The sequence below is a fragment of the Wolbachia endosymbiont (group B) of Germaria angustata genome (assembly GCF_964026725.1).
Taxonomy (GTDB): domain Bacteria; phylum Pseudomonadota; class Alphaproteobacteria; order Rickettsiales; family Anaplasmataceae; genus Wolbachia; species Wolbachia pipientis_C.
In genome coordinates this window covers 973,103-990,005 of record NZ_OZ034691.1, presented here as the reverse complement: position 1 = coordinate 990,005, position 16,903 = coordinate 973,103, and the positions used below count along the sequence as shown (strand labels likewise).

Below are 16,903 nucleotides of genomic sequence, written 5' to 3'. Positions count from 1 at the left end.
ATGGAACCAAGAGAGCTCTGAGTAGCTGTATAATGAAAATTAGATTATATAAAAACCTCTGACAACACATTCTGTGTTGTATCATTGTCCATAACTGTGTAATCAATATTATATTTATCGAATTCATTGCGCATCCTAGTTAAATGTCCTTTATCATGATCCAAAAGAACACTTACGTAGCTCAAGCTATCATTAAAAAGATCATTATAAATTACTGGAAATTGAACTGTGTAGGATGTTGTACACTCATCTTGACCGTTATTATCTTTACAAAGGGACATTTTTCCTGTTTTGCCAGTATCATCTTTAGTAGAAATAAGAAATTTCATACCTACGTCTTCGTTTTTTGCTATAAACTCCTTACACTTTCTACTTTTTGCAGAACATGGTCCTATAGCTATAGAGTAGCTTTCTTTTGGAAGTGTGAATATTAACTGATGTGTCATAATACTACCTTAATAAAAATCATTATTGTAGTATAGATTTATTAATAAATAATATACATTATGGTATAATTAGTACAAAATAGGTTTAACCAATCTCAGTAGGACTGCCAGTTGGACCCATAAGAATTACTTGTTCACCTTTTTTAAAACATTTACATAAATTAGTGGAACCGCCAGTTTCAAGCACAATAGTGGAAATAAATCCTTTTTTTTTGTCTACTTCAGTGCCGGTTACTGCTATACCTTCCATAGCAAGGTTTGTATTATTGGCTTTTCTGCTATTGGTTTCAAAATTTTGCAACCTAAAGAACTGTCCAGGTTTAAAATTCTTTGCCGCAAGTGGTGCTTTGATCACTATTTCCACAACTTTGTTTGTTAAATATTGAACTTTTATAACCTTTGCAGTGAATTGCTCTTTGATTTTATTGAAAAATTCTTTGTTAGCTAGGTGTTCTGATATTATTCCAGCGCGTGACGCTTTAGTGTGCAAATTCTGCAATTTGTAGGTAATTCGCATAGCAGGTGGTGTCGTGCAAATAGCTGACACTGGAATGACATCTTTTTTGGTGAAAGTTACTCTTATATTACAACATTCATACAATTGTGCATATGACTCCGAGATTCTAGCCGGAGTGACATAAATGAAGCTATTAACTCTATTCAAAAGCTGAGAAATGATAGGGTAACCATTCTTAGCGCTTGCCATAGCTTTCACGACGCTGCCGCTATACGAAGGATGAAGATCACCAAAAAAGCTAATTGTTTTATTGCCTTGCTTATATACTAATATTCTGTCTTTATTCTGCATCTTAGGAGAAAAGATAGGATCTATTTCTTTTCCCGATGAATTCAAATGAGTAAAATATCTGTTACTTAATTTAAAATGCTTTTTATCTTCTGTTGCAATAACTGTATTTGGCTCAGTACCTGCTGCTATAAAAATAGAACGTGCTTTTATATGCTTGATTTCATCAGATTTTGTGTCTATTAGTTTTATTGATTCAGCGTGGTTATATTTATCTGTTACAACTTCAATCGGCTCTAAGTTTTCAATAAAGTAAATCCCTTCTGATAGTGCATTTTGCACCTCTTCGCTATTTAATCGATAACTTGGTGAATCTTTTAGCTCTTTTCTATATACAATTTTCACTCCCCCTAGACTTTGCATTAGTTCCAATATTTTTGCTTCTCTATTCTCTTTTTTTGCTGATTCTTGCTCTTTTCGGATCAATTGTGCATGCGATATCAGCTCATTTGCAAGTTCATATTCCTCTTCTTTCCAATCTTTTTCGACATATTTCTTTCCATACTTATCAACCAATATTTCATAACGAAGAAGAAATTTTTCTACTTGAATCGGATAGTAAGCTAAAACTTCAGTAGCAGTATCAATTGCAGTGAGTCCTGCACCTATGACAACTATCGGCATACGAACTTGCAGATTTGCTATAGAATCAAATTTAAGAGCGCCAGTCAGTTGTAACGACATAAGAAAGTCAGATGCCATGCGCACTCCACGGGCTAGTATGTTTTTTATTTTGATCATTCGTGGCTTACCAGAGCCAAGTGCCAAGGCAATGTGATCAAAACCCAAGTTAAATGCGTCATCAACAGTTATCGTGCTGCCAAAACGAATGCCTCCATAAAGTGCAAAATTCTCACGTCTTTCCAGCAGTAATCTAATAATCTTTAAGTAATTTTTATCCCACCTAGAAGTAATGCCGTATTCTGACACTCCACCAAACCCATCTGCCGTGCGTTCACTCAATTTTTCGTGTTCAAAATCTTTAATTAGCTGTAAATTATCGATCAAAGGTTCAATCTTTAGTCCATCAATGGCGATAACGTTATGCCCATCGTTTAATAAATGATGAGCTAAATTAAAACCCGCAGGACCAAGGCCTACAACTAGAACGTTTTTTCCAGTGTTTCCTTTTGGCAATGGACGCTGAAAATTTAAAGGATTCCAACGGCTAAGCAGAGAATATATTTCAAATCCATACGGTAAACTAAGCACATCATCTAGAATCCTTGTTTCAATTGCTGGCACATTTACGGGTTCTTGTTTTTGATATATGCACGAATTCATGCAGTCATTGCATATTCTGTGTCCAGTAGCCGCACATAATGGGTTATCTATCATCACAATTGCAAGACTTGCTATGCTGTATCCTTCGCTTTTTACCAGATTCATTTCTGATATTTTCTGCTCTAGTGGGCAGCCGTGCAGCTCAACTCTAAGTGGAGACTTTTTGAAAGTGTTGTCATCATTGATTAGCCCCTTTGAGCAGTTGTCCTTACTTTGCTTATGACAAAATATGCAGTAGTGAGCATTATCTAGTGCTTTATTCAAACTCACCTTTTTGCTTGTTAGATCAAAACCATATCTTCTTTTCACCTCATTTGAATACAGAACCTCAACCTCGTCTACTTCTTTTTTCAAGAATGATACGAGATTTTCGTAATCAATTTTCTTATGTATGCTAAATAGTATACTCTGTTTATTTTTCACTCTCCAAACTGCATATTGAGCCGCAAGTTCTATTTCTTCTTTGTGATCCTCTTTATTTTCAAGCCAACTCATTACCTGCTCAGAAAAGTTTTTTTCTGTTGTCGGTAAAGTAATGAAATTATTTAATTTGTTAGTGACATAATCAATATTTGCTACATCAGTGTATTTCTTCAATGCATAACGCTGAACAAATAATCTTTTGCATCTGTATATTACAGCAAAGTCATTGTGTTTTTTCTTTAGTTCTTCTACTTCTTTTTCAATATTGAAAAATTTTGCAATAAATTCATCAAGTAAATGTGAGAGATCCATTATTAACTGGCTATTACAACCATCTTTCATCCAAGCTGGAATCCATCCTTCTTGTTTTGTGGATCCCAGTGTTAAGCACTGGGATGAACACTGGGATGACATCGAAGAAGAAGCTGCTTTTTCTCTTGCTTCAACTAATGAATAAAACAAGCTTTCATCGCACGATTTTATGTACTCCAAAAACGCCTTATCTAACTTTATTAATTCACTACGAGTGTATAAGTTTGAAAATGAGATTTTGAAATTCAGTTGCATCTTTATACTATACAGTGTACATACTGTTTCTTATAGATGGAGATTTTATTTATCTTGCAGTTTTGCTAAGATTGTTGCTCCTGCAACCTCTTCTTTTCCAACAGATGCAACACACTTAAATTTGTATACACCTAAACGCAAGCCTTCAAAGTTAGATTGAAGAATTAAGGTATCTCCTGGAGTGACTGGCTTTCTGAATTTTGCGTTTTCAATGGACATAAAGTATACAACTTTATTTTCTACTGTTTTTTTACCGAGAACACATATAGCAGATGCCTGAGCTAAAGACTCAATTATCAAAACTCCTGGCATTATCGGATGGCTAGGAAAATGACCAATAAAAAATTGCTCGTTGAAAGTCACGTTTTTAATTGCTTTTATACTCATACCAGGATCGCATTCTATAACCCTATCTACTAAGAGAAAAGGATAAGAATGTGGTAGTATTTTTATAATATCATTGATATTACATTGCATAAGTCTATTCAATGTTTTGCAAAGCAAATTCGGGTATTTCCTTGTTTACATTTTTTAATACTACATCCGATAAATCTACTTCATCCATAGAGTATAAAACTTGATTCTTTTTTGAAATAAATAGTACCAAATCTATGTTGTTTTTTTCTGCTGTTTTTTTAGCAACTTCTTTTATCTTGTTAAAGACACTTTCTACTGCTTCTCTATAATTTTCTTCTAAATGTGACATTTTCTTAGCGTAATTATCCCTAACACTTACAGTATGCTTACTAAATTGTTCTGTCTTTTCTTTTTTTGCTTCTTCTGACAAAAGGTCAAATTCTTCTTTCGATGGCTTAAATTTTTCTAACTCATTTTCAAATTCCTTCTGTAATCTAGAATTCTGCTCCTTTATTTGTTGTTGTATATTTTGCAGAGCCAGAGATTCATTGATAACCTTATCACTATCAATAATGGCAGCCTTTGTATTAAGCGTGCTCTGAGGTTGATACCCTACAAACTTATACCCCACAAATAAGGAAATAATTAAGGCAATAACTGATGTAAATAACTGTATATATTTCATTTAAATCCCCGCTTCAATAGAAATTTTAACGTTTGTCGATGGTATTATGTCATAAGCTTCCTTTACTAAAGGAAACCCAAAATCTAATCTAATTCTACCAAAAGGAGAAGGCATTGAAAAGCCAAAACCTGGTGATACTCTTATAAGCTTACTATCGTAATATTTCCCACTATATCCCTTCTTTTCATCTAAACCAAAAAGTGTTGCATAGTCAACAAATAGTGAGCCTTTGATACCAGCATAGTCGTATAATTTAGATAGTGGAAAATCTACTTGCTGTGTTAAATTAAAATAAGTTTTGCCTCCCAATGAGCTTTTATTTTTGTCTTCTGCTCTTGGTCCAATGCCGGAAAGGTCAAATCCTCTAATCTCATTGCCACCTTTAAAGAAGTGCTGGCCAATGTTGAGCTCTTTATTAGTATAGGAAAAAATATGACCTGCTGCTACTTTAAAGCGCAATGTTATATCATCATCAATTTTGCTTAATATAGGGTGTGTATAAAAAGATAAGAATTCAGATTTTAGGAAATTTACATTTCCCCATAATCCTGAAATATCCTGACTTAAACGCAATAAATATCCCTCTTTAGGAGTATAGAGGTTATCCAGTTTATTGTACGCTAACGTGTATCCCACTGATGAAACCTGATACTCACCTTCTTGATCTCTTATTATCTCAGAGATATCCTCATCTTTTCCACCCTTATTGTCCATGTGTATGTGATTATACTTATAAGAATATTGAAAGGAATTGGTTAGATTTTCTGAGATTTTATATGATACTTTTGCTATTCCTCCCCAGTTGCAGGTATCGAAAGTAGTGTTTGGTTTGTCTTGTTTTTCATAAAAAATACTCATGCCTAGTGAAGTATCAGAATCGTTAAAATTATTTTCAACAGCGTCTATACTAGTAGAAAGAACATATTGACTTTTTTCAAGAGCAAAAGATACCTCTTTACCACTACCAAATAAATTACGATCTGTGAAATCGGTTTTAACAAATACTCCACCAGGAAGAGACATGCCACCTGTTAAAGATAACGAGGCAGTTCTTTTTTCTTTGACATTTAAATCAAGATTTACTGCATTTTCATCCACTATATAACTATTTATTTTTACTGTTTCAAAAAAATCGCTATATATAAGTTTTCTACGTGATTTTTGAATCTCAGATGTGTTATATGCGTCGCCTTCTGCCATGCTAAGTTTTCTTCTAATTACTTTATCTAAAGTGCGGTCATTGCCATCAATGGTAATTTGGTTTATATAAATCTTTTTACCTGGTAGCACTTTGTAAGTTACATCCACAATATTGTTATGTTGTGTATATTCTGGATTAACTTTTGCAAATATATATCCTTTTTCGTTTAAATGTTTACTGATTTTTTCTGCTGTATTGTTAATTTTAACTCTATTAAATATTTGATTATTTTCCTCTTTGATAAATTCTAATATTTCTTCCCTTAAACTTAAATCCTGAATCTCAGTTTCAATATCAACTTCATTATTTCCAAATAAGTATTGCTGCTTTTCATCAATCAAAAAAGTTAACTCTATTTGGTTGTTATTATCAACCTCAACAATTGGTTGGATATTATTTTGAATATATCCCTTAGATGAATAGAAGCGATCAAGCAGTTCTGTGTTAATCAGTAGATATTGAGGTGAATAATGAGTTCCTCTTTTAAAAATGGCTCTAAATAACTTACTAAATATATCATTGCTATGCCTTTTGATAACTTGCTCTAGCTCATTTGCTGAAAAGTTTTTATTACCTATGAATCGTAAACCCTTAATTTTAGACGTTCTTCCTTCTTTTATCTTAAAAATTAGGTTTATCCTATTGCTACCAAGCTTATCTAGCTCATATGCAATTTTAACACCAATTTTACCACTGTTCCTATAAAGAGTAGCTATATTTATTAAATCGTTTTGTAATTTTGTTTCAGTGAAAATAGTTAGTGATTTTGACTGGATAACGTTATTTAGCAACTCTTTACTGTTAAATAACTTATTGCCTTTCAATATTACTTTGTTAATCAATGGATTCTCATGAATTTTTACTACTAAGTTTTTTTCATCATCGATATAGGCGTTAATACTAGTAAATAACTTTGTTTTGTATAAATCTTTTATAACTGAATCTACATCATCATCATTTATATGACTACCTGGTTCTAATTTTGTATAAAACCTTATTGTTTGATCACTTACTCGCTCATTGCCAATATACTTAATATTTTTTATCTGTACTTTTTCTTTATTTTCTAGAGCAACAAGTAGAGTGGGAAAAGAAATAAATATTATTAGTATGTGAAATAACTTTTTCATATGTATCTTAAAAAAGATGCCTAATATCATTTGTGATTGCAACTGCCATCAACAAAAACAGTATGGTAGCACCAAAAGTGACTGCATATTTTTGATATTTCAAACTCAAATCTCTACGTATAACTGCTTCTATAATATAATGAAATAAATGCCCACCATCTAGTAGTGGTATTGGCAGCAAGTTAATTGCAGCTAAATTAGCTGAAATAATTGCCATAAAATATAGAACCATAATAAGTCCCTTTTTAGCTGATTGCCCTGAATATTTTGCAATTTTTATTGGCCCACCTATTTCATTTATACTCCTTTTACCAAAAACAATTTGAAAGAGTGCTTTGATTGTTAAACACATAGTGTGGTAGGTTTCATTCACTGATAGGCTAGCAGCTCCAAGAAAAGATGACTGTTTTAATCCTATCATATTAATTGAGGTAATTCCTATAGTTTTTCTTTCTATTATGTTACCAAAGACATCTCTATCCTCAACTATAAACGGAGTTAGAATAGTTCTGTACTCTTCGTTATTTCTGCTATACTTAATTTCTATTCTTGTTTCAGGGTTGGACATTATCACGCGTGAAATATCTTCAAAGTATTTTATTTTGTACTCATTGATCTGTGTAATAGTGTCACCTGGTAATAGGCCAGCTTGCTTTGCTGCACTTTCTTCAATTACATTACCAATTACTGGTGGAGTACGATAATAACCTGCCACGCTGAAAAATATTGTGAAAGCTATAACGGTAAATATCATGTTTGCAAAAGGCCCTGCAAAAACTATTGCTGCTTTTTGATATCGAGGTTTTGTATGGAATGAGTATAATTTTTCTTCTTCAGTTAATTTTTGTTGATCAACAGGAACGCTTGCTGCATTAGTATCCCCTAACATTTTAACGTAGCCACCCAATGGAAAGGCACTTAATTTCCATCTAGTTCCAGACTTGTCGTTAAAACCAAAAATTTCAGGACCAAAGCCTATAGAAAAAGATTCAACTTTAACCTTGCATGCTTTAGCGACAATATAATGCCCACATTCATGCACGAATACTATGATAGAAATTATTAAAGAAAACGATAAAAAATAATATATTCCAGCGCTAAGTTGATGAGAAATTAATTCCACCTATGTTTTAAATCTTAATCAAACGTTGAGTATATTAAAATGCGCCTTGCTTGACAAGTATTTAGTTTAGTCTTTAAATTAAAAAAAAGTTTAATGACAATGATAGATATCTCCTTATTAAGAAGAAAACTGATGTATAGGAGTTGGCATAGGGGTTGTAAAGAAACTGATATACTTTTAGGGCATTTTGCATTGAAATATCTTGATAAATTTTCCTTAAGTGAACTAATTGAATACGAAAAAATAGTTGATCTTGATGATTGCGAATTATATTGTTACATAACTCGTAAGAAACTTCTCCCCCCTGATTTGAGTAGTGAGGTAGTTGATTTGATTGCTTGCTTTAATCACTTATGCACCCAATAATCTTGTTTACCCTATCTAATACTTCAGCATATTCTACTCTTTTTTCCTCCCTATACTTTTTGCATTCTTGATTTATTTCGTCTAATCGCTTTGTTAATTCTAAAATTTTGTCTTCGAGAGTCAATGCTGCAAGTAAGAAATTTAATGCATCTGAGCCCTTACCTCCAGTTCTTTGAGATATGGAGCTAACTAGCTTGTTGAAGCTATTAGCAAGTTGTAATAAATGGTCCTTCTTTTTACTTTCGCAAGATATTTTATATGTGTTATTATGTATAACTATTTCTACTACTTGCATATGATGCTGTATTGTACAACTTTCAAATCTACAATATAGATTTTCATTCATTTATCAAGAGGGATAACTTTTTACTGCTACGAAAATAAGTTTTAAAGTATTGATGTTTTGCAACCTTCTGTGACGTCAAATTACTTGCTTCTTTCAAGTTATAGCTTCTAATTGAAAAAGAACCAAACCCCCTGATTTCAACTCTATTATGATATTTCAACGTGTTTGAAAACACTTGAAAAAAAATATCAACTATGGCTGCTATAATGACCTTATCTAACAAAAGGTGTTTTTTTGCCACTCTTGCTGTTATATCAGATTTCGTTGCCATTTATATGAAGCACAAGAAGTTATTTGGCAGATAATATGATATTATATTTTTCAACACCTACTACTTCCACTTGTATTTTTTCTGATATAGAAAACTTTTTATTTTCTGGTAAATGCTCTTGATCTACTAAAAGGGTTACATTGTTCTCAATTTCAACGATTAGACCATTTTCCTCTCTCTTATTTACAGTAACCTGCATTTTATCCCCTACTTTAACTTTCTCTATCAGTTCTTCAAGAGGATCATACTCTATTTGCTTTAATCCAAGATAAATTCTTGTTCGATCTACGTTAGCCCTTATCACTTTTGCTTCTATTTCATCACCTACATTATACTTTTTTATTTCATCTGAATTGTTTTTGGACCAACTTAGATTTTGCATATAAATTGTTCCTTCTACATCCTCAGATATCTCAGAATCATCAAAAGTCACAGATATTTGTGAACCATTGTTGCTTTTAACTTTACCAGAAACAATAGAACCAAGAGGATATTTATCAATAAATACTTGCCAAGGATTCTCTACGCACCTTTTTGTGCTTAAACTCATCTTATTTTTAATAATGTCAATACCGAGAATTTTTACATCCACTTCTTGTCCTATTGTTACAAAACTACTAATTGGTAAATTACTCTTGCTCCAAGTTATTTCTGATGAGTGTACCAAACCCGCAATCCCAGGTTTAATCTCAACAATGAATCCACAATCTTTTATACCCGTTACACATCCTTTGTGTACGCTGTTAATTGGACATTTTGACTCTAGATCTTGCCAAGGATTGGCTTCTAATTGTTTTACACCCAGGGAGATTTTTCCATTTTCTCTATCTATTTTTATAATTTTAGTTTTTATATGCTGACCACAAGAAAAAATTGCAGATGGATGACTTACATTACTCCAAGAGATATCTGTAATATGTAGCAGCCCATCTATAACTCCCACTGTATCTGATTCATGAATGCCAACAAATGCACCGTAGTTAGTGATGCTTTTTATTTTGCCTTCTACTACATCACCTTCATTTAAAGATTCTAAAAACTTAATTTTTTCACCAACATGCAATTTCTCTAATACCAGCTTTCTTGATACTACAATATTCCCCTGCTTCTTATCCATTTTAAGCACGATGAATTTTTGTTCAGTTTCAATAAGGTGATTAGCATCTTTTATTTGCTTCAAATCCACATGACTCAGCGGTAAAAACGCACTTATTCCATCACCAAGACCAACAATAAAACCGCATTTAATTGAGCGTTTAATGATTCCTGTTACTTCATCTTTTGTAACTGCGCTTTCTTCCAATGTATTCCATTTTTCGTCTCTGATTGCTTTCTCACGACTAAGAACAACATTACCATGGTAATCTTCAATTCTTTCAACATAAACTCTAATTTTCGAGCCAACAGTGATATCATCATTACAACTGAGCTCCTTAATCAGAATTCTTCCATCTGACTTTAAACCAACATCAACCACAATGTCATTAGAATTTCTTCTTGTGATTATACCTTCTACCACATCTCCTTCTTTGATTTTGTTAGCAAAAGAATCTTCACAAAAGTCATTATCTTGATTATCAAATTGATCTTGAAATATCTCTTCTATGAACCTATTTGATAATAGTCTCTTGATAGCAACTGTACTTTCCATACCTTTTAATTTTAACTTCATTAGAACTCATATATTATATAATATTAATAATTAGTGACAAGTAAATTCTCATTAATTCATTTCGAGAATTGTTTAAGCTATAAAAGATTAAGTTATGTAAGATATGCTATCTAGGAATAATAATTGGATTAGGTCATTTTCCAGAAGATCTAGGTTGAAGTTGAATGTTTTGGAGAAGTATTCTATTAAAAACAGCAAGGAATCTATAAAAAAGATCGTAGACTTACAAAAAAGAATACGGGTAGAAATAGGTTTCGGTAATGGTGAAAATATGCTCCATCAGGCATTCAATGAATCTGATCTATTATTTATAGGATGTGAGCCTTATTTAAAGGGGGTCTCTTCCTTGCTAAAAAGCATAGAAGCACACAGCATAAAAAATATTTTAATATGGACAGAAGATGCAAGAGAATTAATTGTCAATTTTCCTGACCACAGTGTTGAAAAATTCTTTATTCTCTTTCCAGATCCATGGCCGAAAAGAAGTCACAACAAAAGACGGTTAATTAATACGGAATTTTTAAATTTATTAGCAAAAAAAATACTTGTCACAGGGGAAATATTTATTGCAACTGATCATCAGGATTATGCAGAGTGGATAGAGTTACATATAAAGCAGTGTAACTCTTTAACTTATAAGGAAGATAGTTTTGCAAATTATACCCCAACAAAATACCACAGAAAAGCGCTAGAATATCAGCGTAAAATAAAGTTTTTTAAAGTAAGTGTTATATCTAAACTGACTTAGATTTACCTCTACTTGTTAGTACAGATGTGTACATGACATTCTCAAGTAGCCCATTATGTATTGGAAATAACAGTTCACTAAATTCTTTAATCTCACTAGGAAGATCAATAAACTTGATAAATATCAACATTATCATCCAGCATTGCTTTTGTAGCTTCAATTTACCTTTTTTATGACCGATTTGGATAATTTTATAATTTATAGCATTTTGTCTATCAACCAATCTGGTGCTTCTCTACCTTTTTCCCACTTAGCAAATCTCATCTTTTCTTTTAGGTAATATTCTCTATAGGCTTCTATTGGGTTACTACATTTATATCGATCAGGTAACGCTTGTGTAAAGCTTGTATATCAGCTGATCGAAATATTAGCAAATCCTTGTTATTATCGCACCAATCTATAACTTCTTCGGATTTATGCGTTCTTTTGTATCGCAAGCTATATTCTATACACAATTCTTTTCCATGTTTTATTAACCAATCAAAGTTTCCTTTTGATTGTCTAGCCCATAAAGAACAAGGATGGTTTTTGTGAGTAAGTTTATATGGAACTTCTATATTCTGGTTTGTAATGCTAACTAAAGGATTTGGCTCTTTTAATGCTATTGAAAAAACACTGCTAAGCAATTGAGCAGTTTCTAGCGGCATTTTTACTATGTGCTTATCGCATAACATTTGTGCTGCAGTTACAGGATTTTCGTCTAATATAAAGATATTCATCTAAGCACCCAGAGATAGAATTTTTGCGTAGTATTTATTTCAATAAACCCTAAAATATCATTTAGAAAATGGATAAGTTAAATAAGCTCAGTTAAAAAAATTATACACAATTCCGAGGAACCTTTTCAAGCTACAATGAACGTATAGCTACCACTCTAGCAATATTGTTTCTCACCCACTGAAGATATTGCACGGTACTGTCTACTTGATCGTCGTGACGGGTTTCTGGAAACATTAAAATCTCATACTCAAAGTCGCTAAGCCATACTGCTTGGTTAGGGAGAAAAACCCGCTCAGATTCTATAATTGGGACAATTCGGTGAAATCGAGTTAATTTGTCATCATGTGGTACTATTTGAATAATAGGTAAATCACTGTTTTTCCTGAGCTCCTGAACCAATTGCTGATCGCTTGCTTTTGCTTCGATTAAAATTGCGTGTGGCTTCCACCTTGCAGCCAGCGATAGAACTTTCTCTTTAAGTTTTGGATATTCAAGTTTTGCGCGATATACATCGAATAAATAGAATGTATTATCTACTTTTGTCCAGGTAGTGCAGACACTAAAGTCACTTGTATTGTTTGTTGAAATTGCAGTATCCCAACTTTGTGTTACATGCAAGAGGCTATCAGGAAAATTTTTATAGCGCTTCAACCACTCTCGTTTAATTATACCACTTGAAAGTGGTAGAGGGTTTTGTTGGTATTGAGCAGCAAAACCATAACTCCCAAGTTCAGCTTTTATCATCTCAATTTCTTCTTTTCCTTCAGTTAGGGAATACAACAATTGACCTTCTTTTCTTGAGTATATTTCCTGTTCATGCTCTGGAATATGATTATTAACTGAATAAATAATCTCCTTATCTTCAGCTATTATTGGTAAACATACATGGTGCCATATGTTTTTTGGTTTACAGAGGAGGTGACCAGTTAAACCTTCCAGGTGTAACCTGTGCATTACAAGAACAATGACTCCTTTTTTTCTGTCGTTGAGCCTGGTTACTAAAGCCTGATCAAACCAGTTTGCAGCACGCTTTCTAAATGTTTCGCTCAAAGCTTGTGCGGGACTTAGTGGATCATCCACAATAATGAAATCTCCACCTTCACCGATTAATGTTCCCCCAACTGATGTTGCAATCCTACATCCTCTTTGCACTGTTTGAAATTTATATTTAGTGTTTTGATCTTTGCATAATTCTACTTTCGGAAATAGCTTTCTATACCAATCAGATTGCATTATGCACCTGGTATCGAGTGAGTGCTTTTCGCTAAGCAACCGAGAATAACTTGCAACTATTATTCTTGCAGTTGGCTGATTTCCAAGTATCCATGCGGGCCATGCAACACTTACACAAATGGACTTCATTGAACGCGGCGGCATATTGAATATTATTCTTCTTGCTTCACCAGCGCTTGCTGCTTCAAGCCTGTCTGCTATGACTTTTATATATTGATAATCATTATACTCACACCCCGGCACTACCGTTTGAAAGCATAATTCAATGAATTTGAGAAGGTTTATATTGTTCATAAATTAAGGTTTGTTGATTTTTTTAAGATTTTGTTGTGTAATTAAACCAGCATAGTGAGAGTTAAAATATGAAAGAAACAAGAGAGCAAACTGAGAGAGAATTTATAAAAACTCAAAACGGGATAAAAATAGAGACAATTACGCTTCTTGGTAAAAATCAAAACAATAATCAAGGTGAAAAACATCTGATATACTTTATTGGTGGAAATAGAGCGTTAAGCCCGGGTAAAGATTATTCCCAAAATTGGAATTGGGCCACAGAGCAAGGGATAACTGTACATCTTTTGAATTATCCTGGACTTGGTTTAAGTAAAAACAGTTCATTGATACGTAGCAATAGAGTTAAATCTGGTATAGCAGTTGTAACTAACTTGTTGGAAAAAGGTATAAAACCAGATGATATTATATTGTTTGGAGACTGCCTAGGTGGACATGTAGCTGCAGAGGTTCATAAAAATTTTAAGTATAAGGATATACATTTAAGATGCATCGTTAGCAATTCTGCAAGTTCACTTAAACAAGCTTCTCTTTATTATTTTGGATTCATAGTAAAATTAAAAATTTTTCTTGCTCCGATAATCAAATTGGTACTAAAGATTTTTGACTGCCACTGGAAGACATATAAAATCGTAAATTCAATTACTCCTTATACAATCTACTTTAATCGAGAGGGAGATAAAACGATAAAACAGCCAGCGCAACTTGCAACAGAAATAGAAAAAATAGATCAAAGCGGTAGAAGGAAAGATTATCAAAAAAAAGAAATATTTGAAGATTTTGAGGAATATGAAGGCTTTTTTAAGCAGCATACAACATTAAGAAAGAATGATAAATGTATTGATTCTAAAAAAGCTGATAAAGATATACATAAATTGCCAATTACGTGTTTAAAGTCTTCTAACAAAACTGATTACACTTTTCCTGAGTTGATTAGTTTATATATTCACATTACAGATGAATATTTTTCTAAATATGGCTCATTAAATAATGAAGAGAAGATTAAAGCATTTAAAGAAAGTAAATTTTATAAAGATTTTTCAAGCTGCAAAAATTCAAAGGACTTTTTGCATAATTACATGAAGAAGCAAGAGCATCCTTTGATGTCATTTCAGCATGTGATAATAGAATCTGGGGAAAAAAGACCTTTCTTAACAAGTCAAAGAAGGCTAGGGTAAAACTTGCTCTTAACTTGACGCGTATACTTTTTTTAACATTTGAGCCATCTGTATCTGTTCAGATGCATGCAAATATTGAAACCAGTGTTTCTTTTCTTATCATCCGAGTACTGGGATCCAGAAGAATTAATTGTGAACAAATAGCTATACGATATTTTCAATGAAGTTACAAAAAGCTGGATTCCACACTGGAATGACACCGTCATAAACTGCTAGAGGTCTTCATAATGTCATTCCAGTCCTCATAGTGTTTATCCCGGCCTTCATAATTTCATCCCAGTGTCCTCTTTCTCTTGTCATCCCAGTACTTGATACTGGGATCCAGATGCATGGCTAATGCTGAAACCAATACTCCCTTTTCTTGTCATCTGAGTACTGGGACCCAGAAGACTCAGGTAATAAGAACTAGATTCTAGCGCCACGCGCTGGAATGACACCGTCATAAACTGCTAGGTCTTCATAATATCATCCCAGTACTGAGATCCAACTAAATTGGTAAACACTTTACAGCATTTTTGATGGAAAGAACTAGATGCCAGTGTCAAGCACTGACCATTTTTTCCTTAAGTTTTTGCAGCTTGTGTTCTATTACAAAACCACTGTGGTACTAACGAGTGGTAAAATGGTAGCGAATCTAAACTAAAAAGAATACATTCTTACACTGCTTGAAAGTTTACTCAATTCGATTTTAAAACAATTATTGAAACAATTCAAATATACTTTGTGTGTGGTTAAGATAGCTCTGGAATAGTATAAAGAACTATGTCATCATTGAAGAGAAATTCATCTGTTGCTGTGTACTCTTTATTAATTTTATAAGAATTATAAATATCGTAATCTGCTTTTCTATGGTAATCACAATATTGAAACTTACCCTCTTTATTAAAAACGCCAAATTGATCAATTAATGTAGCCATTTTCTTACCTTTTCCACTTTTTGTTAATTCAAATACATCAGCTGGGCAGTGGCCTGAAGAATCTTGATTAGTAGTTCCTTTTACAATAAAAAAAGATGGTTTATCGTTAAGTAACTTGCAGAAATTTAGCTTATATTCCTTTTTCATACAGTTTAAACTTATATATTGATATTTATCTGGAATATTTGAGTATTGAGAATCGTATTTTTTATGTTCAAAAAACTCATTACCTAAGAAATTACAAAACGTTAATTTATAATCATCATTATTACTAGACTTAACGACTTTAAGATAATGAAAGTCTCTAGGAATTTTTATCTTTTCTTCTGTAATGTGATTATGTGTGACCAATTGGTCATCAAGCATGCAGTAACCTATTTTTGGTAAAGTAGCTACAAGCTTACCATTCAACATGATATTTGCTTGATAGATATCATCCGATAATTCTTTTCCCTTCTGCAAAGTAAAATCCTGCCCTGCCTTAGCTGGTGTACTGCACTGCTCAGTCTTAGTTAAGTTTTTTATTATTGTTGATACCTCACTAATTTCTAATATATCATGTTCATTTTTTGTGTATTGATACTTATAGCAACTACCATCTTCATATACTGGAAGACATTTTCCTTCTTCATCTGATATATAGATATAATCACCTTCTATTGTAAAATAAAGTCCACTTTTTTCTTCTTTAATCTTTTCTAGTACTGGGTCATTTTCATCGTTAAAATTGATAAAATTGAGTACTCCAGTTATATCTCTACCAGACAATTTGAGGCCAAAGTCAGGACTATCTTTTATGTTGTAAAGCGAAATCAAGATAGGTGTTGATTCAAGCTTTTCTATAATATTGTTTCTATTTGTACTTATTATAGCTTCTTGTTCTACAATAAGATCCTCTTTAATAGAGTTTCCACTTTCATCAGATCTTTCTGCCTGCAGGGGTAAGTTTCCTTCATATAAAGATATTTTATCTCCCTGCTTCTTTAACTTTAAACCATTAATATTCTCTACTTTAATTGGACCAATATGTGAATGGATAACCTTACTATTTTTGTTTAATATATAATATTCAGCAGGAAGTTTAGTCAATTTTTTATAGAGCGGATTTTTATCCTCTATTTTAAATATATGTTTTTCCAT

Annotated in this window: 15 protein-coding genes and 1 pseudogene; 3 read left to right on the top strand and 13 right to left on the bottom strand. The window is 32.6% G+C overall.

Going from position 1 to position 16,903, the window contains the following annotated elements; translation table 11 throughout:
• Positions 1 to 44: 44 nt before the first annotated feature.
• The 6 genes from AAGD63_RS04780 to rseP form a co-directional block, all read right to left on the bottom strand.
• A complete protein-coding gene (locus AAGD63_RS04780; protein ID WP_264330826.1) occupies positions 45 to 446 on the bottom strand; it encodes a hypothetical protein in 402 nt (133 codons plus the stop codon).
• 85 nt (positions 447 to 531) lie between these two features.
• On the bottom strand, positions 532 to 3,525 hold the full coding sequence (locus AAGD63_RS04775; protein WP_341813215.1) for an FAD-dependent oxidoreductase: 2,994 nt from the start codon (positions 3,523 to 3,525) through the stop codon (positions 532 to 534).
• 45 nt (positions 3,526 to 3,570) lie between these two features.
• Positions 3,571 to 4,002: a 3-hydroxyacyl-ACP dehydratase FabZ gene (gene fabZ, locus AAGD63_RS04770; RefSeq protein ID WP_341813214.1), complete on the bottom strand. Its 432-nt coding sequence runs from the start codon at positions 4,000 to 4,002 to the stop codon at positions 3,571 to 3,573.
• Positions 4,003 to 4,006: 4 nt separating this feature from the next.
• Entirely contained in the window at positions 4,007 to 4,567 is a 561-nt protein-coding gene (locus tag AAGD63_RS04765; RefSeq protein WP_052264996.1) for an OmpH family outer membrane protein, read from the bottom strand.
• Positions 4,568 to 6,898 (bottom strand): outer membrane protein assembly factor BamA, encoded by a 2,331-nt coding sequence (gene bamA / locus AAGD63_RS04760; protein WP_341813213.1) that lies wholly within the window; start codon positions 6,896 to 6,898, stop codon positions 4,568 to 4,570.
• A gap of 7 nt (positions 6,899 to 6,905) precedes the next feature.
• The gene (gene rseP, locus AAGD63_RS04755; protein ID WP_341813212.1) at positions 6,906 to 8,021 is read right to left on the bottom strand and encodes an RIP metalloprotease RseP; all 1,116 of its coding nucleotides are present in this window, start codon (positions 8,019 to 8,021) and stop codon (positions 6,906 to 6,908) included.
• 99 nt (positions 8,022 to 8,120) lie between these two features.
• Here rseP and AAGD63_RS04750 point away from each other — a divergent pair, with 99 nt between their 5' ends.
• Entirely contained in the window at positions 8,121 to 8,387 is a 267-nt protein-coding gene (locus tag AAGD63_RS04750) for a succinate dehydrogenase assembly factor 2 (RefSeq protein WP_010404229.1), read from the top strand.
• Here the strand turns inward: AAGD63_RS04750 and AAGD63_RS04745 are convergent.
• The 3 genes from AAGD63_RS04745 to AAGD63_RS04735 are packed head-to-tail and all read right to left on the bottom strand — an operon-like array spanning position 8,365 to position 10,676.
• The gene (locus AAGD63_RS04745; protein WP_010404232.1) at positions 8,365 to 8,682 is read right to left on the bottom strand and encodes a cell division protein ZapA; all 318 of its coding nucleotides are present in this window, start codon (positions 8,680 to 8,682) and stop codon (positions 8,365 to 8,367) included. The two genes, AAGD63_RS04750 and AAGD63_RS04745, sit on opposite strands and share 23 nt — an antisense overlap.
• Before the next feature lie 43 nt (positions 8,683 to 8,725).
• Entirely contained in the window at positions 8,726 to 9,004 is a 279-nt protein-coding gene (locus AAGD63_RS04740) for an HU family DNA-binding protein (protein WP_006014469.1), read from the bottom strand.
• A 19-nt stretch (positions 9,005 to 9,023) separates the two neighbouring features.
• On the bottom strand, positions 9,024 to 10,676 hold the full coding sequence (locus AAGD63_RS04735) for a 30S ribosomal protein S1 (protein WP_341813211.1): 1,653 nt from the start codon (positions 10,674 to 10,676) through the stop codon (positions 9,024 to 9,026).
• Between the two features lie 103 nt (positions 10,677 to 10,779).
• Between AAGD63_RS04735 and trmB the strand changes: the two genes are divergently transcribed.
• The gene (trmB, locus tag AAGD63_RS04730) at positions 10,780 to 11,424 is read left to right on the top strand and encodes a tRNA (guanosine(46)-N7)-methyltransferase TrmB (RefSeq protein ID WP_264330833.1); all 645 of its coding nucleotides are present in this window, start codon (positions 10,780 to 10,782) and stop codon (positions 11,422 to 11,424) included.
• On the opposite strand, the gene AAGD63_RS04725 is transcribed toward trmB, so the two are convergent.
• The 3 genes and pseudogenes from AAGD63_RS04725 to terL form a co-directional block, all read right to left on the bottom strand.
• Entirely contained in the window at positions 11,411 to 11,647 is a 237-nt protein-coding gene (locus AAGD63_RS04725) for a hypothetical protein (RefSeq protein ID WP_341813210.1), read from the bottom strand. The two genes, trmB and AAGD63_RS04725, sit on opposite strands and share 14 nt — an antisense overlap.
• Positions 11,623 to 12,143 (bottom strand): annotated as a pseudogene (locus tag AAGD63_RS04720) (pyrimidine dimer DNA glycosylase/endonuclease V). The gene AAGD63_RS04725 and the pseudogene AAGD63_RS04720 overlap by 25 nt, the downstream one beginning before the upstream one ends.
• 130 nt (positions 12,144 to 12,273) lie before the next feature.
• Complete coding sequence (gene terL / locus AAGD63_RS04715) at positions 12,274 to 13,671, bottom strand: phage terminase large subunit (protein ID WP_341813209.1); 1,398 nt, start codon at positions 13,669 to 13,671, stop codon at positions 12,274 to 12,276.
• Positions 13,672 to 13,739: 68 nt separating this feature from the next.
• Between terL and AAGD63_RS04710 the strand changes: the two genes are divergently transcribed.
• Positions 13,740 to 14,846: an alpha/beta hydrolase gene (locus tag AAGD63_RS04710; RefSeq protein ID WP_341813208.1), complete on the top strand. Its 1,107-nt coding sequence runs from the start codon at positions 13,740 to 13,742 to the stop codon at positions 14,844 to 14,846.
• 731 nt (positions 14,847 to 15,577) lie between these two features.
• On the opposite strand, the gene AAGD63_RS04705 is transcribed toward AAGD63_RS04710, so the two are convergent.
• Complete coding sequence (locus AAGD63_RS04705) at positions 15,578 to 16,903, bottom strand: hypothetical protein (RefSeq protein ID WP_341813207.1); 1,326 nt, start codon at positions 16,901 to 16,903, stop codon at positions 15,578 to 15,580.

Coding starts and splice junctions, on each gene's coding strand:
- AAGD63_RS04780 (WP_264330826.1), bottom strand. CDS start 446: ATGACACATCAGTTAATATTCACACTTCCAAAAGAAAGCTACTCTATA.
- AAGD63_RS04775 (WP_341813215.1), bottom strand. CDS start 3,525: ATGCAACTGAATTTCAAAATCTCATTTTCAAACTTATACACTCGTAGT.
- fabZ (WP_341813214.1), bottom strand. CDS start 4,002: ATGCAATGTAATATCAATGATATTATAAAAATACTACCACATTCTTAT.
- AAGD63_RS04765 (WP_052264996.1), bottom strand. CDS start 4,567: ATGAAATATATACAGTTATTTACATCAGTTATTGCCTTAATTATTTCC.
- bamA (WP_341813213.1), bottom strand. CDS start 6,898: ATGAAAAAGTTATTTCACATACTAATAATATTTATTTCTTTTCCCACT.
- AAGD63_RS04750 (WP_010404229.1), top strand. CDS start 8,121: ATGATAGATATCTCCTTATTAAGAAGAAAACTGATGTATAGGAGTTGG.
- AAGD63_RS04745 (WP_010404232.1), bottom strand. CDS start 8,682: ATGCAAGTAGTAGAAATAGTTATACATAATAACACATATAAAATATCT.
- AAGD63_RS04740 (WP_006014469.1), bottom strand. CDS start 9,004: ATGGCAACGAAATCTGATATAACAGCAAGAGTGGCAAAAAAACACCTT.
- AAGD63_RS04735 (WP_341813211.1), bottom strand. CDS start 10,676: ATGAAGTTAAAATTAAAAGGTATGGAAAGTACAGTTGCTATCAAGAGA.
- trmB (WP_264330833.1), top strand. CDS start 10,780: ATGCTATCTAGGAATAATAATTGGATTAGGTCATTTTCCAGAAGATCT.
- terL (WP_341813209.1), bottom strand. CDS start 13,671: ATGAACAATATAAACCTTCTCAAATTCATTGAATTATGCTTTCAAACG.
- AAGD63_RS04710 (WP_341813208.1), top strand. CDS start 13,740: ATGAAAGAAACAAGAGAGCAAACTGAGAGAGAATTTATAAAAACTCAA.
- AAGD63_RS04705 (WP_341813207.1), bottom strand. CDS start 16,903: ATGGAAAAACATATATTTAAAATAGAGGATAAAAATCCGCTCTATAAA.